The following is a 22,973-nucleotide window of genomic DNA, read 5'->3' on the forward strand; positions in this document are numbered from 1 at the left end:
GGTAGCCGGGTATTCTGCCTGGAATAACCGCCAACTCTCGGCGGGACGGATTCCGGCATGGACATGCCATGAATGGGGCGGACGGATGAGCGAGCAGACGCGCAGCGACCAGCGGGACGAGACGGAGCGTGCCGCCACGGCGGAGGACACCGACGGCGGCGGCGCGGAGATGACCCACCCGGCCTGGTGCTCCCCCGCGCACTGCACCGCCCCCGCCCGCCGGCCGGCGCGCGGCATCTCCGTCGCCCGCACCGAGATGGGCGCGGCCCACCGCTCCTCACCGGTCCCGGTGCCCCGCGGGTCCGTCGTCCTGCACATGAACCTCCTGGCGGTGGCCGCCGCCGAGGAGCTGTCCGCCGGCCTCAGCCAGGTCGCCGACGCCCCGTGGGAGTGCGAGACCTTCGTCGACCTGTACGCGGGCGGGACCGCGCTGCTCAGCATCCCCGAGGAGACCGGCCGCCTCCTGCTCGGCGAGCTCGCCGCCCTCCTGGACGGCGCCGCGGACCGGTCCGGACGGTGAACACCGGCAGCACGACGGTGGAGGGCACCGGAGACGGTGACGACGGCGTACTGGAGGGCGAACTCCTGTCGGCGGACGCCCTGTTGCCGCGCCCGCACCCCCCGGCCGCCGGGCCGGACGGCGCCGGGCCCCGGTACCTCATCACCCAGCACACCATGCTCGGCCCCGGCGAACTGCCGCAGCGCGCCGACTGGCGGCCGCCGTGGACGGACGCCGACTTCCGGCTCTCCGACGAAGACCTCGAGGACCTGGCCGACGAAGACCTCGCAGAGAACACCCTGATCAACCGCGACTCCACGGTGCGGGCGTTCGAGGCGTGGTGCGCGGAACAGGACCCGCCGCGGCTGGCCTACCCGTGCACCACCGCCACCTACACCGCCTACGGCCTGCACCTGATCCGCGAGGGCAAAAAGGGCGCATACGTCCCGGACACCGTCGGCCAGTACATGAGCCGGATCAAGAACTGGCAGCCGGTCGACTACCGGCCCGACGACACCCGCATCAAAGGCCGCATCCGCGCCTGGCGGAAGACGTGGGTCGCCGCCGGCGGCACCGTCGACCGCTCCGCCGCGGTCACCCTCGAGTACAACCTGCGGATCATCGACGCCATCGACGAGTCCACGAACATCGGCAAGCGCGACGCGTTCCTCGCCGCCCTGGCCTACTCCAACCTGCACCGGGAGATGGAGCTCGCCGACCAGCTCACCAAGCGCGTGCGCATCTACGACACCGGGCTGCACGTCACCACCGCGGTGTCCAAGACCGACCAGGCCGGGCAGGGCTCCAGCCGCTTCATCAAGGACCGCCCCGACCTCCAGCTGGTCCGCCGCGCCCGCGCCTGGCGCGCAGTGCTCGAGGGCTTCGGCGCCGCCGGCCCGGACGACCCGCTCTTCCGCGCCCTCACCCGGGGCGGCAACCTCGTGAAGTACCCGGCCGACCGCAAGCGCGGCACCCGCATGCGCCCCGGCTCCCTCAACGAGCGCCTGCAGTACCTCGCCGAACAGGCGGGCGTCCCCTACATCGACGGCAAGAAAGTCACCAGCCACTCCTGGCGGGCCGGCGGCAACACTGACCTGGCCGAGGCCAACGTGCCCCTCGCCGAGCGCAACGTCGCCGGCCGCTGGGCCGGTGGCTCGCACACCGCGGACACCGTCTACGACCGCCGCCACGGCGTCGGCACCCGCGACCCGCTCGACCAGGTGCCGCTCTACGGCGAGAAGCACGCGACCACCGACTAGGCGCGCATCGGCACGAGGTCCTGTGCCGCGTCGGCGGCGGCGCTCAGGAAGGTCTCGATGTCCCCGTCCGTGAACCTGGTGCCCAGGATGGTGTGCTGGGCCTGCAAGAGGGCGCAGGCCCAGGTGAACAGGTCGTCGAGCTTGTTGCCGAAGACGGATACCACCGGCTCATGGACGTAGGAGAGGTAGGGCAGACGCGATCCTTCCGCCCCGCCCGCCTGCTGGTAGCGGTGGAAACCTTCGACGGCACAGGCCAGGAAGGGGGCGTAGTCGTGGCCGAGGATCTCGCGCATGTTCCCGAGCAGCGGCTCCGCCGCGTGCAGGCCCTGGGACCTCATGTCATGGGCTCTGTCGAACCCGCAGCGCTCCTGCAAGTGCCTGATCAGAGCGGCGCTGTACTGGATGTCGTCATAACGCGTCATGACGGCCATGCGTAGCCGAACCGCCCTCCTGCCGCCCGGCCAGAGGGGACGGCGCGCCGCTGCCCTTCCCTGATCGGCCCAGTGCAGCCTCCGCTCCGGGGGCGACTCGTTCTTCACTTCTCTAACGTCCGGGCCGCCGAGCCGGTCACGCCCCTCGACTGCCCGGCTTCAGCGCTGGTTGGGCTTACGCCCGCGCTGCTAGTCGGTGCCGCCGCCGTGTAGCGCCCGATCCGCACTGCATCAATCCCCTTAAGGGGTCAGGGATCTTTATAATCAATCCCCATAGCAGCATGACGGATCGTTCGATACCGTTGGGGCTGTCCCGCCCCGTCAGGGAAGGTGTGAAAATCCATGCTGCGGATCCGCCCAGGTGCCCGTCTCTACGACCCGGACGACCACCCGTTCCTCACCCGCGAACTGCGGGGCTACGACCCCACGATGACCCCGCTCGAGGTCCTCCACGCTGCCCGCGGCTGGTGGGTTCTCGCCGAGGCCGCGGAGAACGAGAAGTTCGCCGTGGTGGTGAGCCGCAACACCGGCCTGGTCGTCATGGCCGCCGCCATCGAGCGCTGGGAGCAGGACGAGGAGGGCAGGCGCGCCTTCGCCGGCCGCATCCTGCCGCCCGGAGACCCGGTCCACGACCGCTACGTCGGCCAGCCGGACCCCACGCCGAACGCGGTCCGCAGTGCGGTTACGTACTTCACCGACGAGGAGTTCGACAGCCTGCCCTGCCGGTGCGGCTGCGGGGAGCCGACCCGGGCCCCGTGGCGCCCGGGGCACGACCAGCGGGCCCTCCACACGCTGATTCGCACCGATTTCGACGGGTCGGTGGCCGCCTTCCTCGACTGGTACCAGGCCCGCCGCCCCGCGCCGCAGAACGCCTGATCATGCCTACCGACCCCAGGAGACGACGTCCCTTGAGTGCTTCCGCTCAGCAGTCCGACCCGTACGAGAACACGCCGACGGCCATGGTGTACGAGGAGTTCGCCGAGGCCGAGTCGCAGCTCAGCGCCCAGTACATCAGCCTGCGCCGTGCCGCGGCCGACGAGGCGGAGCGCGCCCGGCTGTGGCAGAAGGTCATCGGCCTGCGTGACGCCAAGCGCGCCGTGCCCGCGCAGGACCGCGCCCAGCTCATCACGTTCATCCGCATATGGCGGGCAGAGCTGGAGGAGCTGAAGGCCGGCCGTGGCTGAGGCGAAAGACTTCTTCCTCTCCGAGACCGAGCTCGCCAACATCTTCGCCACTGAGGTTCGCGACTTCGTCTTCTCCGGCTACGCCCCTCAGCGTGACCCGGTGCTGGTGCTGCTCGGCGGCCAGCCCGCCGCGGGCAAGAGCCAGGCCATGGCTGCCGCGGAACAGCGTCACGCCGACCGCCAGTTAGTGCCGCTCACCGGGGACGAGCTGCGCAGGTTCCACCCCCGCTACCAGGAGCTGCTGGAGACGCAGCCGCTGCTGTTCCCCAACGCCACCGGCCAGGCCTCCGGCGCGTGGGTGCGGATGAGCATCGAGCACGCCCTGGACCACGGGTACAGCCTGATGCTGGAGGGGATCTTCCGCGATCCCGCGATGACGGTCGCCACCGCGGAGCGATTCGCGCGGGCCGGCCGCAGCGTGGAGGTCATCGGGCTGGCGGTACCGGAGGAACGCAGCCGGCTGGACAGCCTGCACCGGTATCTGGCGGCAGGCCGCTGGACTCCTCCGAACGCCCATGACCTGGCCATTCGCATGATGCCGGAGACGATCGCGGCGGCCGAGGCCAGTGCGGCGGTACGCCGGATCACCATCACCAACCGGGCCGCCGAGGAGCTCTACGTCAACGAGCGGGGCCCCGACGGCCGCTGGATGGGCGAGCCCGGCGCGGTCCAGGCGCTCATGGCCGGGCGCGCCCGGCCGCTGCCGGCAGACGAGGCCCGTGGATGGCTGGTGCGCCACCGCGAGGTCGTCATCGCCTTCGCCGGCCGCGCAGAGATCGACGACACCTCCCGCCCAGTCCTGCACCAGGTGACCGTCGACGCCGAGTCCATCGCCGTAATGGCCAATCCCGATCCCCGCAGCGCCCTGCGTAGCGCGCATGCGGGGGAGCTGACGGTTCTGCGGGCGGTGGTGTCCGAGCCGTTGACGCCGCGGCTCCCGCTGCGGCTGCTGCCGGGCAAGGAGCTGGACACGCTGCATGCCCGGCTCAAGCGCGGCGAGGACGCCGCGCTGCGCCTCTCGCGCCCGCCGGAACAGCGCGCGGTCGACGCGGTCCGGCTGCTGACGGAGCAGGGGGCGTCGCCGGAGCTGATTGCCCGGGCGCGGGTCTCGGCGGCGGAGGACCGGCAGTACGCCGAGCGGCGGGCCTTGGCCGCGGCAGGGCGGGCGGACCGGCTGGGGGGCCTTCGGCGGCAGGTGGCTGCCGAGCTCCAGCGGCGCGGCCAGCTGCCCGCTGGGCAGCGGCGGGCCGAGGAGAGTGTGCGGCGGCAGCTGCATGACGTCCTGCGCCCGGCCCGACGGCGGACCCAGGCCGTGCCGCCTCCGGGGCTTCCGGCGCCGCGCAGGAAGGGTCCGCAGCACCCGCCGGGCGGGCGCGGCCACGCGTTGTAGGCGGGTCTCGGAACTCGAATATGGTGCTGGCCTGCGGATACCCCGGGCCGCAGGCCAGCACCGCGCCGAGTGGCTACGCCGACATGCCGGGCGGACGCGCGCCGGCGTTCGGCATAGTGGCCGCCGCGCGCGGCCGCGGCGGGGCCTGCTGGGCAGCGCCGGGCGTTGTCACAGCAGCACGGCGGGAAGGCGCCGCAGCCCCTGCCCCGCCGCCGGTCGCCGTCTTCGCCAGGCGCTTGGAGTGAGCTCCCGCGCTGTCGGCGATGGCCCGCAGCGTCTTGAGGTCCGCGTCGGCGAAGCGGCCCGACTCCGCCGCCTTCCGCCACAGGGCCCGGGCCGTCTTGGAGACCTCCCCGTACGGGACAGTGGCCGGGCCCGGGCCGGTAGGAAGCTCCGCCGGCGGAAGGCTCTCCCACGCGTTCTTGAACGCGATCAGCCGCGGGTGTTTGCTGGCCACCAGCTCTTTCCCCATGGGGGACTCGACCCACGTCCGGAAGTGCTGCACGACCTCGGTCGAGGCCTGCACCGCCTCGTCCTTCGAGGCGTAGGGAAGCGGCCCGGCAGGTCCCTTGGCCGGCGGCGCCTTCTGAGGTTCGGCCGGTGCCGACTGAGCCTGGGCAGGCGGCTGCTGGACGCCGGTGTCGGCCTTTACCTGCTCCGCCTCGGCGGCCTGCTGCACATCGGCCTGCGCCTTCGGCAGGGCTTGCGGCGTGCTCGCGCGGGCCGCGGTGCTGTAGGCGAGGCTGGTGTCGCTGAGCGCCATGAGGGCGTCCGCGGTGGGGAGGTCGCCTGCGGTCGAGCGGCGGATCTTTTCGGCCCCGGCGGTGGCCAACTCCGCGATCTTCTCGCACACGCGTATGGAGACGGTCTTCCAGAACCCCTGGAAGCGGGTATCTTCGCGCAGGGAGTTCCAGAACGCCCCGGCCTTCTCCTTGAGCATGTCCCACAGGTGCCGGGCGGCACCGCGAATGGTCTGCAAGCGCTGCCACTCGGTAGAATCCCGGAGGCCGGTGGTGGTGTGCTGGTCGACCTTGTCCAGGGCCGCGTTGACCGCTTCGGCGGCCGCCTCGGGCTCTGCTTTGCGTGCGGGTGCGGCTGCCGCTGGCCGAGCAGGCTCGGCGGGGGAGGCGCCTTCCGCCTGGAGCTCCTGGCGGAGCGTCCGCAGGTCGCCTTGTACTGCCGCCCAGGCGTCTTCGGGAGTGCTGAGGTCAGCGGGCACGTGCTCCTGCCAGGCCTCCATCACCTCCTCGAACCCCGCCCACAGGTCCCCGTCCGCCGGAACCTCCGCCGGCTTCGGCTCGGCGGCGGCCACCGAAGGCGGCACGGGCGGTTGCTGGGCAACGGTGCCCGGCTTGAGCTGCCACATGGGCCGGCCGTCGAAGTAGTCGTGCAGGACGTCGCCGCGGCGCTCCCACTTGCCGGTGGGCAGGTCGTTGCCTGCCCACAGCGGAAGCTCAGGACGCAGGGGCGCCAGCTCGGGGGCGGGCCGCGTCGCCGAAGCCTGCTCCGGATCGGTGGCGGGCGCGGGCGTGGCCATGGTTGTTCCCTCCATGTTCTCTGATCCGGTGGTCGTCAACTGCTGCGGCCGGGCTTCCGATTCTTCCAACGGGGGTTCAGCAGCCAAGCTATCGCTGGTGCTGTCGACGGTGTCCTGGGGCGGCGGATTGGCTTCTTGGTCACCGGCGGGGACGGGCGTCTCAAGCTGGCGTTCTGAGCGCGGAACCGGGTCGGCAACGTGGCTTTCAGCGGCGTCGAGCTGGTCATTTACCGGCTCGACGCCGCTCTCCTCGACGGTGGAGCGGATCCGTGCCCGCAGGTGCTCGATCTGCCCCGCCATCCGGGCCAAGGAAAAGCCCAGGAGGGCGCGGGGCTCGCCCGACAGCGATGCCCGCCAGCTCGCGGCAGAGTCCTTGAGGAGGTGCAGGCGCAGGGCCAGCTCAAGTGCATCGGAGGGCGTCGCAGCAGGGCGCTCGGGTGCCAGGATTCCGGACGCCAGGGTGTTGAAGTGCTGCTGCTCGGCGCTTTCTGCCTGGCCGGGCCAAGCCCTGCTCGCGGCTGCGGTGATGCGCTGCTGGTTGTCCTGCACGACCTGCCGCACTTCGGCGGCCATGACCATGGGGACGGCGGCGTCCCCTCGCGCGCGGTACGGGTGCACCGGGGCAAGGGGCTGGCCAGCATCGACCGCCCACAGGCCCAGCACGTCCGCGACAGCCGCCTCCGCGCTCTCCGCCTCCGGGGTCCGCTCGTCGGCCATGCTGGCGTTCCACGTGCCGGCGGACGTGACGCGCAGTGTGGCCAGGACCTGCCCGTCAGGGAAGGTGACCAGCGTCTGGTCAGGGTCTCCGCCAGGCGGGCCCGCCTGGACGAGGACAAATGGCTGCCCGTGGTGGGTGACCGGGCTGTCGATCGGCTTCTCACGCCGCCACCGTGGTGTCCCGGCGGGCTCTGAGGCCTCCTTCACGTCAGCGGCAGGAGTGGTCATAGCGGGCGTTCCCTCCATGCGGTCAACTCCCGCGTCTGGGGATTGGCCAGGCGCCCCGTCGGCCGGGTCTGCGGGCGAGGCGCTATCAGGCGCACTACTCCCGGGGTCCGCCCCGGTCCTGGGACGATTCGCCGCGCTGTCGTAGTCCGGAGCAACTTGCTGCTGACCGGCTGGTGCCGCTGCGGGCGGGTCCGGCTCCGCAGAAGGCTCATGGACGAGCGCGGCAGGGGCGGTCGATTGGCCGAGCTCCTCCGGGTATAGCCGTTCGTACTCGGGCTCGATCTGGTCCTCCACCTCCTCGGCACCGGTGTTCACTCCCCCTTGGTCCACCGCCACGGTGAGGGCGCCAGGCTCCTGAGCCGCGCCGGCGCTGACGTCGAGGGCTGTCTGTTCAGCTGGCGGGCCCGCCAGCATGTAGGCCCGTTCCTCTTCCCGATATTCAGGCAAGGCCGAGCCTCTCGTGTGCAGCCTGGCCACCATTGGCTCCGGGACACCGGGGTGGGTGTGATACCAGATGATGGAGCTGTCGAACGGGCGGCCGAAGGTTCGTCCAACCAGCTCCCCGCTTTCGTCGATGATGATGCCGTTCAGCGTTGCCCGGCTGCCACGCATCAGCTCGTCCGGCAGGTTTGTCGCGGTGTACGTACGGCCCTGATAGCTGTACTCCCACCACCCGCTCGCGCCCGGCCGGGAGGGGGCCAGCGTCCTGCTGGTGACCGGGGGCATGTCCTCCTCCGCAGTTACTTCGTGCGCCGGAAGCACTGCCCCCGCAAAAGTGTGCACGGTACGGCCGTCCTCGGACATGGCCTCGACGGTGTGACGCTGGCCGTCGTGGTAGACACGTGCATGGGCCTCGAAGTGTGGCCTAGGAACGTCGACCGCGGCCTGCTCCACGTCGGGAACGGCATCGGGTTGCGCAACGGCCGGTCCCTCGCCGGTGTCAGCAGCCGCGGTGTTCGAGACGCCTGCGGCCTCCAGCATGCCCGGGTCCGCTGCATCACGACTCTCCGTACCTGGCCCTTGCGATGGTGCCGCCGGTTTGGAAGCACTCTGTGCCACCTCGGCATCGACCGGTTCGTCGCCCGGGCGTGCGGCATCGGGCAGCTCCGCAGCTTTCGGCTCCTCTTGCGGTGCCTCGCTGCTGGGGGCCTCGGCCGTCTGCTGCTGGGGGGCCTCGGGTGTTGCGGTCGTCGTCTCGTTGCTGGCCGCAGGCGACTGTGTTTGCGTCGCGGCAGCATCCTCTTGGGCGGGTCGGCCCGCCGCGGTCGTTGGTGCGTGGGTGGCTCCTGCGTCCTGTCCCGGCGAGGCAGGCAGGTCGAAGAGGAACTCTGGTTCCTCCCCGGGGGTCAGGGCAGGAGAGGAGGGCTTCGTAGCAGCCACTTCTTTGTCCTTGTGACGGGCGGTCAGCTGGTCCTGGCTACTCAGGCCGGCGGAAGGCTCAGCAACGGCGGCGCGTTCCTCCTCGCGCTGCTCGAGGTGGGTGATGTCCGCCTGCAGCCGGTGGACCTGGATGTCCAGGTGCTGGCGGAGCTCGTGCAAGGGCTCGCCGAGGTGTCCGTTGTAGAGGGCGGCGGTGTCGGCTGCCTCGAAGAGGGCCGTGGCGGCGGCCGCAGCGGTCTCCATGGCTGCGGCGTTGGACCGGTAGGCGTCCGTGCCCGGCCCGTCGGCGTCGACGGCCTGAATCGCGTCCCGGAGCGTCTGGAGCTCGGTCTGCGGGCCGCTGCCGTCCGGCCACTGGCGGGCCGCCGCTTCCCTTAGGGCGGCGTACCGCTCGTGGGTGTGCCGGGTCTGGGCGACCGCCTCGGCGTGGCTGTGGTGCCGGCCGAACACCTCGGCGTAGTCGGCCGGCAGGCGTCGTTCACGGGGCACGACGAGGACCTGGTCCGTGTTGCGCAGGGAGAAGCCGTTGGCGGTCCCCTTGGCGACGTCGCGGGTGGCGAACCCGGTGGCTCCCAGGGGATTGTGGGCGTAACGGACCTCGGTGACGGTCTCTCCGCGAGTGCCGCCCTCGGCGATGAGGTCACCAAGGCGGATCTGTGTGACAGTGCGGGACTCGGGCCGCAGGTCCTCGCGGTGTCCGGCCGGGGCGATGTGCACCTGGTCGGGCATCGTCTGCACGGTGACATCTGCCCCGCTGGTCATCTCGTTGCCCTCGGCGTCGTGGATCACCGAGTCGAGCAGGACGGCGCCCCGGTGGTAGTCGCGGTACGCCGGGTAGACGGATCCTGTGACGGACACCGCCCCGGGAATCTCCCTGTCAAGGTGCGCGACGCCGGGCCCGTCCAGCGTGATCGTGACCAGGTCGCCGGGGGCCACGGCCGCGCGGTCTACCAAGCGGGGCTCGTCCGGCGCCGGCGCGGCGGCCTCCGGGACCACCGGTTCCTCGGCCGGGGCGGGCTCGATGTCCGTCTGCGGCTCGGGGACGGTGCGGGTCGCCATGATGCGCCGCGCGGTGCCCAGCTCCTTCACCTCGCCCACGCTGACGTCGAGGGCAGAGGCGATGTGCGGGGCGCACGTCGGGTCTCCGCCGTCGACCCGGTACAGCGGTTGGGCCTCGGTGTCACCGTCGAACTGCCGGTGGCACTTCGCGCACACCCCGTCTTCGGCAACGTCCAGGGTGTGGTTGCGGGAGCGGGCGTAGAGCGGCTTGTCGGCGAGCTCGCGGGCCTGACGAGCCGCGCGCACCGCCGCGTCGATGGCGGCCGCGCGGGTCTCCTCCCGCCACAGCTTGACCACGATCTCGCCATCGACTTCGACGCGCAGCGTGTAGAGCAGGGTCGCCGAGGCGTCGTGGTGGTCGACCTTGACCACAAACGGGATGTGGTCGGCGGTGACAGGGAAGACGACCTCCGCGGGCTGGGAGCGCACCTCGTCCGCGCCGACGATGACGGGCACCGGCTCGCGCACCGGGGCCATCCCGTCCTTGGGCACGTAGTCGGCGTACGACGCGAGGGGGCGGGCGGGGACGGCGTCGACCGCCGGCAGGCTCTCGAACGGCAGCGGCTCCGGCGGCCCGTCGGCGGGCCGGAGATCGGTCGTCGCGCCGTTGATGCTGTAGCTGTAGCCGGTCTTCTTCTTCCCGCTCCGGCTGAGCACGTGGTACTCGCCCGTCACGCCCGTACGGTCGGTGCTGACGTAGAAGGTGTCTGTGCCCGCGCCGGGCGACATGACCTGGCCGGTCACCTGTGCGCCGGTCTCCGTGTCCTGCCAGGTCACCCAGGAGCCGATGGCGTACTCGGCGGGTTGCAGGCCCAGGCCGTCCGGGCGCCGGGTCAGTCGTAGTGACGGCAGAGGCCTCCACGGCTCCAGGCCGTTGCTGGCCTTGTAGCTGCGCTGCCACTGCGCCAGCTCCTGGTCGCGCTCCTCGCTGCTCTGGGCGTTCTGGGCATTGCGGGTCTCTACGGCGGCGGCCAGCTCGTCGCGGCGCCGCCGGTATCCCTCCACGATCTCGGGCCGGACATCCTCGGTAGGCACCCGCAGGAGGGTGAAGGCCAGTTGCCCGTCCGCGCTTGTGAGCCGCTCCCGCTGATCGTCGCTTGGCGCCGGCTCGGCGGGGATGGGCTGCGCCTCATCCACGGTCATCTGGCCCTCGGGGACGCTCTCGGGCTCCTCCTCCGGCTCTTCGGGGGCGGGGTCGTCCTGGGGGGCCGGGACGCGCTCGGGCCGGGCCAGCCCGAATTCGTCGAACAGGTTGGCCGTTCCGTACGGGTCGGCGTCCGGCTCGGGGGCGTCCTCGGTGGTGCCGGAGTCGTCGGCCGCAGGCGGCGGAGCCGGTGCGGGCTCCGCTGCCTGCGTCTCCGGGTCCGGGAGCTGTTGCTCGGTCTGCTCGTCGACGGGCGCACCGTCCCCGCGGGGACTGGCCTCTTCGGCCGTCTTTGGGCTGCCGATGTGCAGGTGTTCCGGGGCGGGCTGCGGGCCCATGGCGGGGGCCGGGGCTGGGACTCGCTCGGGCGGAGTCAGTCCGAGCTGAGGTTGCTCGGTGTCGCCGAGCGCGGAAAGGCGGAGGGAGACCTCAGCGTCGTACCCGTGAACGATGAGGTGTGCGCGCAGGAGGGCGGCCTCGGCCTCGCGCTGGACGGGGCTGTAGGTGGCGGGGTCCTTCCGGGGGCCGGCCTCATCCATGTCGCGCAGTACCGCGCCCGCCTCGCTGAAGTCCTCGGCGGCGGGTTCGGCGGCGAGGCGGTCGAGTCGCTGTTGCAGGTCGTCGCGGCGGGCGGTGGCCTCGCGGCGGCTGGTCGTAACGGAGGCCGGTTCGTCGCTGGACGGCTTGCTGATCTTGTTGAGCGTGGCCTGCGCGGCGACCAGCGAGTCCACCAAGCTCTTACGCTCCCGGACGCGGCCGAGGCTGGGGACCGGGCCGCGCAGTCGCTCCCGGTCGATGAGCAGCTGATCGCGGGTGGTGCGCTTGGCCGCAAGGTTCCCTTCGTCTTCGGTCTGCCGCTCGGGTGCGTCAGTGAGGGTCTTCACCAGGCGCCGGAGTACCGTCTCGCCCTTGAGTTCGGCGAGTTCGGCGAGGGTGGAGCGCTGGACGATGCCGGGCAGGCCGTCGAGGTGGAGGCGGACGACAACGCTGCCGTCGTCCTCGCGGTAGGCCACGGCGACGAGGTCGAGGCCACCCAGCCGCCCCAGCCTCGCGTCCGGGGTGGTGGCGCGGCCGTCGGGCAGGCTCTGCCCGACACCGGTCAGCAGCTGCATCAGCGGCCCGGCCGCGTCCTTGTGCTTGGTGTACTGCGCCCCGGCGAGGGTGATGTGGAAGTCGTCGCCGAGGACAGGTTCGAGCAGCGGCAGCGCGCGGGCCCGCCGGGGGATGTCGTAGGACAGGTTCTCGATGTCGATGCGGAGCTCGTTGAGCCGCGTGCCGAGGATGGCGCGCTGGGTGGCCCGGTTGCGCTGGTCGAGGTCCAGGGTCCGCAGCTGTTTGCGGAGCTCTTCCTGCTCGATCAGGTAGGGGTTGCCGGAGATGATCGCCATGGCCTCCTCGTAGGGAAGGTTGGCGTCCTCGACCTCCATGATCTCGTCGTTAGTCGCGTCCACGCGGGCCTTGTAGAGCTGGTTGAAGCCCTTGGCCTTGGTGGCCAGCAGACCGTACATGCGGGAGTCGAAGGTGCCTTCCGTGGCCATCCAGACGATCTCGACTTCTTCGTTCTGGTTGCCGTTGCGGACGATGCGGCCGTCGCGCTGGGCCATGTCGGAGGGTCGCCAGTCCGGGTCGACGTGGAACAGCGACACCATGCGGTTCTGCCAGTTCCCGCCCTTTCCCATGCGCATGGTGGAGCCGACCAGGACGTTGATGCCGCCGTGATTGGCCTGGTGCGACAGCTTCAGGCGCTGGTCGGCGCGCTCGGCGTCGTGGATGAAGGCGACCTTCTCAGCGGGCATGCCGCGGGCGACCAGGAGGTCCTTCAGCTCCTGGTAGGCGTTGAAGTTGCCACGGTTGTTGCCGCCGGGTGTGCCGTTGTTGAGGAAGACGCCGATCAGCGCGCCCGGCACGGGGTGGGGGCGCTGATCGGTGGCGCTGTAGGTGTAGCGGTTGTCCTTGGTCTCCTCGTACTTCGCGATGATGCGGTCCGCGAGGGCGACGAGCTTGTTGCCGGGCTCGGCGTCGGCGTCGATCAGCCTGGAGTCCATGGCGATGACGCGGGCGTCGTTGTTGATCGCCAGGGGGTTGTCGATGCTCTTGTCGACGCCCCCTTCGTGGAAGGCTTCGTAGCGCTCGCCGAGCTCCTGCATGCGCTGGAGCTGGTCGGCGGTGGCCGGCACGAGCATGAGCTCCGGCTCGCCCCCCTTGATGGCGGGCAGGTCCAGGCCCAGTTCTGCGGCGCTCTTGAAGTCGACGAGCGGGTGCCACAGCTGCCGCACGAGGCCGGAGACGTTATGGAAGGACGCGAACCGCTCGACGGACTTGAAGCCCTTGCCGTCGGTGGTCATCTCCATCCGCTCGACCAGGCGGCCGTACATGCTCGCCCAGGCGTCGAAGGTCTCGGCGTCGATGTCCCGCAGCAGGTCGGGGTTGGCCATCCGCACCACGGTGTGGAGCTCGCCGATCGCGTTGGACAGCGGGGTGCCGGTGGCCAGCACACCGATGGGGCCGGTGGGCTTGTTCAGCCGGGCCCACTCCAGGACCGCGTGCAGGTGCTGCGCCTTGCCGGAGCCCGCCACGCGGGCACCGGGGATCTTCGAGCGGACGGCCAAATTTTTGTACTCATGAAACTCATCGACCGCAAAGAAATCGACGCCCAAGTCGTCCAGGTAGACCTGGCCGGGGGTGCGGACGGCGGCTGCGCGGGCCTTGAGCTCCTCCTCGAACTGTGCGGCGCGCTCTTCGAGCTGCTTGAGGCTGACCGACTTCCCGTCGCGCTTGCGCTCGCGGGTGATCTGCTCCCGCAGCAGGCGGGCCTCGTCGTTGTTGTAGACCTCGTGGAACTCGGGGGAGAGCGGAATCGAGTCGAAGAGGCTGTGGGAGGTGATGATCAGGTCGAAGTCGTTGGCCCGGATGTACTCCAGCATCCGGTCCCTCTTGCCGTCCTCCAAGTCGGCACTGGTCAGGGCCAGGATGCGGGCGGTCGGGAAGAGGCCGCGGACGGTGCTCTCCCACTGCTCGACCAGGTAGTTCGGCACCGTGACCATGGGCTTGTTGATCTGCCCGGTGTTGCGCATGGCCATCATGCCGATGGTCATGGTCGCGGTCTTGCCCGCGCCGACCTCGTGGGCCAGGACAAGGCAGCGCTCGTGTGCCATGCGGGCGGCGGCCGCCAGCTGGTGGTCGTACGGCGTGAAGTCGGGATCGAGTCCGGCCAGGGAGGGGGCGGAGCCGGTGAAGTCGCGCACCGCCCGCGCGTTCATTCGCGCGTTGTAGACCTCCGCGATCCGGGCCGCGCGCAGGGAGTCGTCCAGGGCCCAGGCCTCGAAGGCGTCGCGGAACTCGTCCGCCTTCACCCGCACGGCCCGCGCGGCTTCCTCGTCGTCCGCCGGCCGCCCGGTCATGGCCCCGCCGTTGAGGACCTTGGCCACCATCGCGAGGGGGCCCAGCCCGCCCGCGCTGTGGCGCAGCTCGTCCTCCTCGGCGAGGTTGCGGCCCTTCAGGACGTGCCAGTTCCCGCCGCCGGAGTGCTGGATCGTCAGGTGGGCGTCGCCCAGGTAGCCCCGGAAGAACTCCTGGACCATGTCGTCGGGTATCCACGCCGCACCGAGGCGGATGGCGAACTGGCCCGGCAGGAGCTCGCGCGGCTGGACCCGTTCGAGCTCGGCGACGTTGGTCTCGTAGGCCCGGTCGCGGCGGGCGGCCTGCTTGGCGATGGCCAGCTTGGTGCGGACGTCGCCCGAGAGGTAGTCGGGGCTGTGAATCAGGTCGCCGGTCAGCGGGTCGGTGAACACCGAACGGGCCAGGAGCCGGCGGGCTTCGGCGGGCTCGACCTGGAGCATCCAGGCGATGTGGTCGAGGTCGACGTGGCCGCGCTCGGCGACGACCGCGGTCAGGGCCTGCTGCGGGTCGTCGGTGTGCTGCCCGAGCACGCTGCGGCGCGTGGCCGGGGCCCGCTCCAGAATCTGCGAGACGTGGACGGTCTCGGTGTCCGCCTCCCACCACTCCAGCGCCAGGACCTCGTACGCGGAGGGGTCGTTGAGGAAGTAGCCGTAGCCGGTCAGCCGCTTGCGTTCCTCACCGTCGTCGGTCTTGACGGTGGCGTTCTGCTGCTGCCGGGGCCGGGTCAGGGCCCCGTACTCGTTGACGTAGCGCTGGTAGGCGGCTTTGGTCTGGCGGCGCTGGGCGTCGGCCAGGGCCGCGTCGGTGCCGCGGCGGTCGAGGTCGTTCAGGCCTCGTACCAGGTCTTTGAGTTCGATGAGCGCGGTCAGCTGGGCGTGCTCGGCCTCGGGCAGGTCGATGGCGACGGGGTCGCTGTTGCTGTTGGCTTGCCACAGCTTGCCGTCGGCGTCGGCCGACAGGCGTCCGGTGAAGTCCGTGACGGACGCGGCCGGCCGCAGCCGCAGCGGGGGCCGGTGCGGGCCCTCGGGGTGGGGCTTGTACCAGCGCCGGTTCAGGACCGCCGTGTCGGTGACCTGCCGCAAGGCTGTGTTCAAGGCCACGGCCACGTCCGGGTCGCCGTCGACGGCGACCTCCGGCCCGTGCGCGCCCATGCGGCTGGTGAGGGTGCCCAGGACGTGCTCGGGGTGGGCGGTGAAGTAGTCGGAGACGGGCAGCGTGTGGCCGTCGAGGTCCTGCCGAGTGGAGGTCACCCAGCTCGCGTCGCCGGGCGTCTCGTCCTCGGCGCGGCGGCGCAGGATGAGGATGTCGGTGACTACGTCGGTGCCCGCGGAGCGGGCGAAGGCCTTGTTCGGCAGGCGGACCGCGCCCAGCAGGTCAGCGCTCTCAAAGAGCTCGCGCCGGGCCGCGTCCCGCTCGGCGTCCATCGTGTGCCGGGAGGTGATCAGGGCGACCACGCCGCCGGGCCTGGTCAACTGCACCGACTTGACCAGGAAGTGGTTGTGGATGCGGTGCCGGGACCGGTTGTGCTTCGGGTCGAACAAGGTGACGCGGGCGAAGGGCACGTTTCCGACCACGGCATCGAAGGCGCCGTCCGGGACGATCGTGTCGGCGAAGCTCTCGTTCAGCACCGTGACGCCGGGCGCGAGGAGGCGTGAGATCGCGGCGCTGGTGGGGTCGATTTCGACGCCGGTCAGCCGGGCGGAGTCCGGGGCGGTGCCGAAGGTAACGCCGGCGCCGGAGCCGGGCTCCAGGACCTCGCCGCCGTCGAAGCCGAGGTCGGCCAGGGCCTGCCACAGGGCGGCGGTGATCTCGGGCGGGGTGTAGTGGGCGGAGAGGGTGGAGGCAGCGGCCGCGCGCCACTCGGCGTCGTCCAGCAGCTCCCGCAACGGGTCGCGGACGTCAGCGAGCGCCTCCCAGCGGGCCGCGGCCGCCGCATAGCCACCTTCCCGCTCGCCACCCGGCCCGAAGACCGGATCGTCCTGCTGCGGGCGGGCCGCGAAGACGTCGGGCACCGAGCCCCACCCCGACCAGCGGGCAAGGACCTGCTGCTCGTCGGGGATGGCCGGGCGCTCCTCGGCCTGGACCTGCTTGAGGGTCCTCACCGCCGCCAGGTTGGCGTGAGCCTTTGCCCGCTCCCCCGCCGGCGCGAGGTCGTCCTGCGAGGACGGGCGGAAGCGGGTCGCTACCGGGGCAGCTCCGCGTCCCGGCTCTCCTCCTCCGGCTCCACCAGCACGATCTCCCTCAGTGCTTGCTCCCGGGCCATCTGCTGCGCTGCCTTGAGCTTGCCCGCGCGCCGCTCGTGGTCCGTCTCCTGCATCGCTTCGCCCATCCGCTCCTGCGTCAGCTCCGCGATCCGCTCCTGCACCGCCACCGCCAGATCCCGGAAAAACTCCTCCGGGTCCGACATCTGGGCCAGCTCCCTGGGCCGGTACGTCTCCCAGTGCCGGCGGGCCGTCGTCTCGTACTCGCTCACCGTCTGTCTCCCCGTCCTGCGGCGCCCCGGCGGCCGCGTTGGTCAGCGGCTCAAGGCCGCGTGCCTGCATTGTCTCGCGGACGTCGTCCAATCCCCGCAGCACGGCGGGCCTGGACCGCTTGGCCCGCTCCCTTGTCTTGCGGTCGTCGGAGTCCAGCTCCTCGTCGAGCATGCCGACCAGGCGGCGCCCCAAGTCCTCCAGCACCGGCAGGGTCCGCTCCGGCAGGTCCAGGAAGTGCGCCATGTATTTGTTGCCGCGGTGGTCGAAATTCTGGCTGCGTGGGGACTCAGCCATGCGTTCAACCAGGTACCGCTCGGCCTTCCCGGTCAGGGGGGTGAACTCCTCCACGGCACGGGAGACAAACGCCGGCGGCAGCTCAACCTCAGCCACCGGTCCCCAGGTGCGGGTGTCGCGGGTCTGCGGCGAGGCCTCGTACTGCTCGATCAGCCAGCTCAGCGCCTCCGTGCGCCAGGCCGTGTTGTTCTGGGCGCCGCGGCCGAGCAAGATCGAGACCTTCCAGCCGGGATAGGCCTCGGTCAGGTCGGCGTACCGGCGGCCGTCGATGAAAACACGGACGTCGTCCTCGCGCACACCAGCGGTGTAGGAGCGGCTCTCCAGACGGATCCGGCCGTCGGACTTGAGCAGCGCCTCGAACGCGGCCGTGTCGCGTTTCTTCTGCTCGTCCCGCAAGGCCTCCAGGCGCGCACCGTGTACTTGCTCGATGCGCTGCCTCGAGGCGTAGTGGCCGGCGAACGCGGTGTCGTACAGCCGCTCGGAGCGCAGGGCCTCGATCGCCTCGGTGAGCTCGATGTCGTCGAGCTCACCGACAGGGGCCTGTTCGGGCTCCCAGGTCCGCAAGTGCCGGTCGGCGATCTCCACGCCGACCGCCTCTCGGCGGACGTCGAAGGCCTCGCGGGCAGCGCCCGGGTGAGTGCCGTAGCGGCCCTTGGCCAGGATCTCGCCCTCGGCGCGGAGGTCTTCGTCGGTCATCTGGAGGACCGGCGGCCGCGCTTCGAGCTCCGCTGCGAGACGGCGGCCGTGCTCGGCTGCCAGCAGATCAGCGCGTTCCTGCCGGGCCACCTTCACCGGGTGGTTGCCGTGGTCGCCACGCAGGGACTCCGCCAGCGCCTGCCGCTCGGCGATGATCTCGTCCACCGTCATCCCGGCCGGGTCGGCGCGCTCCTGGTACGAGACGACGATCCGCCTGCGGTTCTCCTCGGTCAGCGGGGCAAGCTGCTCGTCGAGGCGACGGCGGCGCGTGCCGCCGTACACCGCCGCGTCCCGCTCGCGCGTCAGCCGGGACAGCTCTGCGGCGAGCTGGTCGTCCGTCAGGTCCGTGGGCGCCAAAACCGGCTTGGGCTCCGGCGCCTGCGCGGCGGCGGTGGGGGCGGGGACCGGCTTCGCGGCGGCCGCTGCCGTGCCGGGGGCGGCGGGGGCGTGGATGCCGCGCAGTCGGTCCTCGTCCGCCCGGATCTCGACTGCGCGGCCCTCCTCGTACAGCGCCCGGGCGAGCCGGTCCACGCTCTGAGCCCGGGCCACCGGGCGGGTCGTGCCCGCGGTGACGTAGGCCTTGGCGTAACCGGACCAGGTGAACCCGGCCGAGCGCATGACCTTCTTGAGGTCGGCGTCGTACCGGTCGCTGCCGTGCACCATGGCGCGGTCGGCGGTGTAGTGGATCCAGAGGTCGTCCCGGTCGGCGGGATCCTGCTGGGCGATGAGGTGCTGCTGGACGGCGTGCTCTACGAAGTGGCTTTCCCAGCGCCCGGCCAGGCGGCGCCCGTCGCGCATTTCGCCGATCCACGCGTCTTTCCGGGTGTTCGCGTCGAACCGGCTGGCGGCGCGAGCGATCAGCAGACCTCCGGGTGCGAAGACGTGCAGCTCGCGGTCGACCTTGGCGTAGGTGTAGGCCTGGCCGTCGTCTGTCTCGTACGTCTGCGTCTCGGCCAGCGGCGACGCCGCCCAGCGCTCTCCTGGCTCGCGACCGCGGGCCTGGTCGAGCATGCCGCGCCCGTACGGCGACCGCAGCCGGTCGGACAGGCCGTCACTGTCCCAGTCGAAGGGCTGCCCACTCTCGGCGTCCCGCCATGCGTCGATCGCCTCCGCGAGCGCACGGGCCTGATCGGCATCCTGGCCGGACTCCATCATCGCCACCGGCAGGGCGGTCCCCGTGTGGAAGACACCCCATCGGTACTGGTCAGCGGTGGGCAGCTGTGTGCGTTGGGCGCGGGCGATGACGAGGGCTTCCCCGACGAGCTCTTCGTCGTGTGCCCGGTCGGCCCGGGAGCGCGCGGCGGCCCTGCGCTGGTCGGCTTCGGCTTTCGTCTCGGAAATCCGGTAGGTGTCGCCCCCGCTGAGCCAGTGCTCGCGCACCTGCTCCGTCGTCGAGAACCGCTCCCCCATGTTCATACTCCCGTTGGTTCATCCCCGGTCTGCTCGGGCGCGCGGTCTACCGTCCCGCCCCGTCGTCCAGGCGGGCTGGCGCAGGCGCCTCCGTGTGTGCTGGCTACAGGGGCGGGTCGGCCGCCTCGGCCATCCGGTCCAGCTCGGCCTGGGCCGGATGCCGGGCGGCCGCGGTGGTCGCCCCGGACGTCGACAGGTACAGCTCGAAGGTCTCGGTCGCGCCGGGTGGTGGCGGGACGACCGGGGGCGGTTCCTGGTGGGTGCCGGTCGCGCAGGCGGCGAGTTGGAGGCGCGGGGTGAAGGAGTGCAGCGTGTTGATCCAGTCGGCTTCGGCCAGTCCGGCAGGTGGGTCGCCGGCGTAGACGCGCAGCCACCCGGCGTAGAGCGCGGTGAGGTGCTCGACGACGGGCTGGTGCATGTACCAGCACCGCGGGATGGCGTTGTGGAGCTCGAAGGTGGTCCGGAGCCAGTCGACCCACTCGGCGAGCTCACGGAGCCGGGCGCGGCGCTCGGCCGGCTGCATGGCTGCCCACACCCACCGCTGGGGCTCCGGCTCCTCCGGCTCTGCTCCGTCTTCCTCGTCCGGTGGTGAGGGCCACTGGCCCGCGAGGTCGTCCAACGGGTCAGACACGGCTGATGACCTTCCTCAGCATCCTGCTGGCCTTGTTCGTGGGTTTGGTCAAGCTCATGCCTCCCTGTGCCGCAGCGGGGTTGAGGAGTTTCTTGAGGTCCTTGTCCCGGAATGTCAGGCGCATCCGCACCTTGATGGGCGGCAGGTTCGAGTACTGGGCGATGGCGGTGAAGTCGGGCAGCTGTTGCAGGGAGTGGATGGGGGCGAGGTCGGTCTCGGTGGTCGATGTGTTGGTGGAGTACTGCCCCTGGGAGTGGCCGACGGAGGTGCGCAGGGTTTCGGTGCGCCCGTAGAGACCGGAGAAGTAGCGCAGGGTCTCCAGGTCGCCGCAGCCGGGCAGCAGCATGCGCAGACCGCTCGCGGACAGCACAGTGTTCGCCTTCTGGGTGCCGAGCCGCTCGCGCAGCTGGGAGAGGTCGTGCCAGACGGTCAAGAGGTCGATGCCCATGCCGCGCCCGGTGGTCAGGATGTTCGGCAGGCGGGGGTAGCGGAGCATGTTGCCGGCCTCGTCGACCATGACGCCGAGGGACGGGTCGAGCGGTTTGCCGGTGCTGTTGTAGCGGACTTCGGCGCCGTGGATGATCGACGCGATGATCGAGGTCAGCAGCGGCGCGAAGCGCTCGGCGTCAGCCTCGCTCGCGATCAGGCACACCGTGCCGTTCTGCTCCAGGAGCTCCTCGACCGTGAAGTCGGTGCCCGAGCACGTCTCGCGGACCTCCTCGTCCGCGTACACCCTGGCTAGGACGTTCAGGGAGAACTGGATGCTGCCGATGCCGTCTTCGTGCAGGCGGAGCCAGGGTGAGGCGTAGTCGTCGGCGACGTCGGTGTAGCCGTGTTGGAGGAGGACGGCGCGGACATGGTCGACGGCGTCCTTGCCGAGGCCGAGCCACTTGCGCATGCCGTTGATGCCGCCGCCGGACAGGTGCGAGGCGAGCAGCACACCCTTGAGGACGTTCTTGGCCTGGTCGATCCAGGGGGCGGCGCGCTTGTCGTCGCTGGAGGAGGCGGCTTCGGCCATCCAGGCGGCCATGCGGTCGGCGGCCTTGGCGTCGGTGCAGTAGTCCACCGGCGACCACTTCTGGGTGGGCCGGCCAGGGATCCCAGCCGGGGCGATCACCCAGACCGGGCCCAGGGCCCGGCGGCGGGCGTAAATGATGTCCAAGTCGGCGGCTTTGGTGGTGGTCACCACCAGCGGGCCTTGCCACTCGGCCGCGTTCGGCAGCACCAGGCCGGTCGTCTTGCTGCTGCCCGGCACGCCGAAAACGGTTGCGGAGATGTTCGGGCGGGACGCCACGATCTTCTTCGTGGTCATGCCGCGGCCGGCCGTGATCTGGTTGCGCCGCTTCTCGGGGTCCTCATCGACCTTGAGCTTCCGCTCGACACGGGCACCGCCCCACTGCGCACCGCCGTGCTGCGGGCCTCCGAAGCGCTTCCACAGCCACAGGCCAGCCCAGCCCAGCACTGCCCACACCAGGATCGTCAAGGCCCAGAACAGCCAGCCAGGCGGACCCGGAGTCCAGGCCTGCTCGGGGCTTTGGGCTACGGCCTTGATGACGGTGGTGGCCGGGTCGGCGTCGGCAGTTGCCCAGCCGCGGCCGGACAGCAGCGCTGCCGCCGGCCCCGTGACCAGCGTGCAGCCCGCGACCCCGATACCGCCGAGCAGCAGACTCGGCGCCAACAGTCCCCCGCTGCTGGCCGACTTCCCTCCCGTACTCATGCCGTCATCCGCTCGTCTGTATGGAACAACTTCTTCTCCAGCGCCGTCAGGTGCAGCTGAACCGGGTGCGATCCCGCTTTGCCGACCTTCCACAGGGCGCGTCCGGCGTGGGCCTTGCCCCAGGAGCTGATCAGCTCGTACTCCGCGTCGGTGAGGCCGACGGCTTCCTGGATCGCCTGGAGCGGGCGAGAGTCCTGCGCGAGCTGAATGCGCGTCTCGCAGCTGCTGATCATGTCCTTGGCGATGGCGACCGCCTCCGAGTCCGCGGCGCCCACCGACTCGAAGTCGGTGAGGCGGTGGGTGGCGAGGACCTGGATGGTGCCGTCGGCGCGCGACAGGCGCAGGTCTGAGTCGATCTTTCGGACCATGGAGGAGCCGCCGGAGCGCATCGCCCGCCACAGCTCGTCACGGACCACCAGCCGGGGCGGGCCCGGGGTGTCGATCGCGGCCTGCGCCCAGGAGCTGACGCAGGTCAGGATCATGCTCACGATGTCGTCGCCGTAGGACTTCATCCGGGAAATGTCGACGCACTGGATCGGGGCGGAGAAGTCGAGTTCGCTGGAGGTCTCGGCGTCGAAGAGGCCGCCGAGGTGGCCGTTGACCATCGCGCCGAGGGCGGCCCGGATGGAGCGGGTGAGCTCGCGCGTGGTCTGGATGTCCTCGTCGCGGACCCGCAGCTCGTACGCCATCGCCTTCGTCGGGTCCTTCAGCGCCGCATGCACGGCCGGCAGCGTCGGCGGGGTCAGCCTCGTCTTCCCGGCCAGTTCCCCGGTGACCTCCCGGATCGCCGCCGAGACCGCCTCTTCCTCCTCCGCCAGCAGCGTCCGGCGCAGCTGAAGCTCGAGCAGGGCCTTCAGGAGCGACAGCCGGCGGCGGTGGATCTCGGTGAGGCGGGTCATGAGCTCGCCGCGGTCGGTGACCTTGTCCAGCCCCTGGCCCAGGGGTCCGGCGTCCAGCGGGTTGAGGCGGCCCTTCATCCCCGGGCCCAGGAGGAGAGGTTCGTAGCCGAGGTAGCGGCACAGGTCGCCGTACTCGCCCTTCACATCCCCGGCGATCAGGGTGTGGGTGCCGAACGCCATCAACCGCAGGGCCAGCGCCTTGATGTGGGCGGACTTCCCCGAGCCCGGGATGCCGGTGATCATCACGTTGGGGTTGGTGACCAGCCCCTCGGCCACCCACACGCTGGGGTGCGCGGAGAACGCCCGCATGCTCAGCACGTTCCAGCCGATGTACGCGCCGACCGGCGGCAGGCTGCTCGCGTGCAGGAACGGGTACAGGCCGGAGACTTGGGAGGTGTCCGCGCGGTGCACCTCCGGGTTGGCCTCGTTGGCGGCGCGGCCGGCGTAGGCGGCGTTCACGCCGCGCCGCGGCGGCACGAAGCCGATGCCCTCGCGCGCCATCTTCTTGCTCTTGGGCGCGGGCGCCGGGCGGGGCCGGCCGTCGCCGAGGAGGTGCTCGAAGCGCTGGGAGGGCAGCGAGGTGTCGTCGTCCCGGTCACGGGAGCGCAGGAACGGCAGCGCCATG

10 protein-coding genes are annotated in these 22,973 nt (G+C 71.2%); 5 read left to right on the forward strand and 5 right to left on the reverse strand.

The window, feature by feature from the left end; genetic code table 11:
• Nucleotides 1-85: 85 nt before the first annotated feature.
• The gene (locus ACIG36_RS33055; protein ID WP_399936170.1) at nucleotides 86-520 is read left to right on the forward strand and encodes a hypothetical protein; all 435 of its coding nucleotides are present in this window, start codon (nucleotides 86-88) and stop codon (nucleotides 518-520) included.
• Nucleotides 517-1,758: a hypothetical protein gene (locus ACIG36_RS33060; RefSeq protein WP_399936171.1), complete on the forward strand. Its 1,242-nt coding sequence runs from the start codon at nucleotides 517-519 to the stop codon at nucleotides 1,756-1,758. Before ACIG36_RS33055 ends, ACIG36_RS33060 begins: the two co-directional genes overlap by 4 nt.
• Here the strand turns inward: ACIG36_RS33060 and ACIG36_RS33065 are convergent.
• Entirely contained in the window at nucleotides 1,755-2,180 is a 426-nt protein-coding gene (locus ACIG36_RS33065) for a hypothetical protein (protein ID WP_399936173.1), read from the reverse strand. The two genes, ACIG36_RS33060 and ACIG36_RS33065, sit on opposite strands and share 4 nt — an antisense overlap.
• A 351-nt stretch (nucleotides 2,181-2,531) precedes the next feature.
• On the opposite strand from ACIG36_RS33065, the gene ACIG36_RS33070 reads away from it, so the two are divergent.
• From ACIG36_RS33070 to ACIG36_RS33080, 3 genes are read left to right on the forward strand one after another with little or no spacing between them, the layout of a single operon-like run.
• Nucleotides 2,532-3,065 carry a hypothetical protein gene (locus ACIG36_RS33070; RefSeq protein ID WP_399936175.1) on the forward strand — a complete coding sequence of 178 codons (534 nt, stop codon included), beginning with the start codon at nucleotides 2,532-2,534 and terminating at the stop codon, nucleotides 3,063-3,065.
• Between the two features lie 32 nt (nucleotides 3,066-3,097).
• Entirely contained in the window at nucleotides 3,098-3,373 is a 276-nt protein-coding gene (locus ACIG36_RS33075; protein WP_399936177.1) for a hypothetical protein, read from the forward strand.
• The gene (locus ACIG36_RS33080) at nucleotides 3,366-4,763 is read left to right on the forward strand and encodes a zeta toxin family protein (protein ID WP_399936179.1); all 1,398 of its coding nucleotides are present in this window, start codon (nucleotides 3,366-3,368) and stop codon (nucleotides 4,761-4,763) included. The genes ACIG36_RS33075 and ACIG36_RS33080 overlap by 8 nt, the downstream gene beginning before the upstream one ends.
• Before the next feature lie 73 nt (nucleotides 4,764-4,836).
• On the opposite strand, the gene ACIG36_RS33085 is transcribed toward ACIG36_RS33080, so the two are convergent.
• The 4 genes from ACIG36_RS33085 to ACIG36_RS33100 all read right to left on the reverse strand — a co-directional run bounded on the left by ACIG36_RS33085 (nucleotide 4,837) and on the right by ACIG36_RS33100 (nucleotide 22,972).
• Nucleotides 4,837-19,101, reverse strand: a complete 14,265-nt coding sequence (locus ACIG36_RS33085) for a hypothetical protein (RefSeq protein ID WP_399936181.1) — start codon at nucleotides 19,099-19,101, stop codon at nucleotides 4,837-4,839.
• Nucleotides 19,102-19,204: 103 nt separating this feature from the next.
• Nucleotides 19,205-19,732 carry a hypothetical protein gene (locus tag ACIG36_RS33090; protein ID WP_399936183.1) on the reverse strand — a complete coding sequence of 176 codons (528 nt, stop codon included), beginning with the start codon at nucleotides 19,730-19,732 and terminating at the stop codon, nucleotides 19,205-19,207.
• Entirely contained in the window at nucleotides 19,725-21,449 is a 1,725-nt protein-coding gene (locus ACIG36_RS33095) for a type IV secretory system conjugative DNA transfer family protein (protein WP_399936185.1), read from the reverse strand. Before ACIG36_RS33095 ends, ACIG36_RS33090 begins: the two co-directional genes overlap by 8 nt.
• Nucleotides 21,446-22,972 carry a type VI secretion protein gene (locus ACIG36_RS33100; protein WP_399936187.1) on the reverse strand — a complete coding sequence of 509 codons (1,527 nt, stop codon included), beginning with the start codon at nucleotides 22,970-22,972 and terminating at the stop codon, nucleotides 21,446-21,448. The genes ACIG36_RS33095 and ACIG36_RS33100 overlap by 4 nt, the downstream gene beginning before the upstream one ends.
• Nucleotide 22,973: the final 1 nt, after the last annotated feature.

It is taken from the genome of Streptomyces sp. NPDC053048 (genome assembly GCF_044547045.1).
Classification (GTDB): domain Bacteria; phylum Actinomycetota; class Actinomycetes; order Streptomycetales; family Streptomycetaceae; genus Streptomyces.

Excerpts from the sequence above, each read along its gene's own strand:
- ACIG36_RS33055 (WP_399936170.1), top strand. The coding sequence starts at position 86 with ATGAGCGAGCAGACGCGCAGCGACCAGCGGGACGAGACGGAGCGTGCC.
- ACIG36_RS33065 (WP_399936173.1), bottom strand. The coding sequence starts at position 2,180 with ATGACGCGTTATGACGACATCCAGTACAGCGCCGCTCTGATCAGGCAC.
- ACIG36_RS33070 (WP_399936175.1), top strand. The coding sequence starts at position 2,532 with ATGCTGCGGATCCGCCCAGGTGCCCGTCTCTACGACCCGGACGACCAC.
- ACIG36_RS33085 (WP_399936181.1), bottom strand. The coding sequence starts at position 19,101 with ATGGGGGAGCGGTTCTCGACGACGGAGCAGGTGCGCGAGCACTGGCTC.
- ACIG36_RS33095 (WP_399936185.1), bottom strand. The coding sequence starts at position 21,449 with ATGAGTACGGGAGGGAAGTCGGCCAGCAGCGGGGGACTGTTGGCGCCG.
- ACIG36_RS33100 (WP_399936187.1), bottom strand. The coding sequence starts at position 22,972 with ATGGCGCTGCCGTTCCTGCGCTCCCGTGACCGGGACGACGACACCTCG.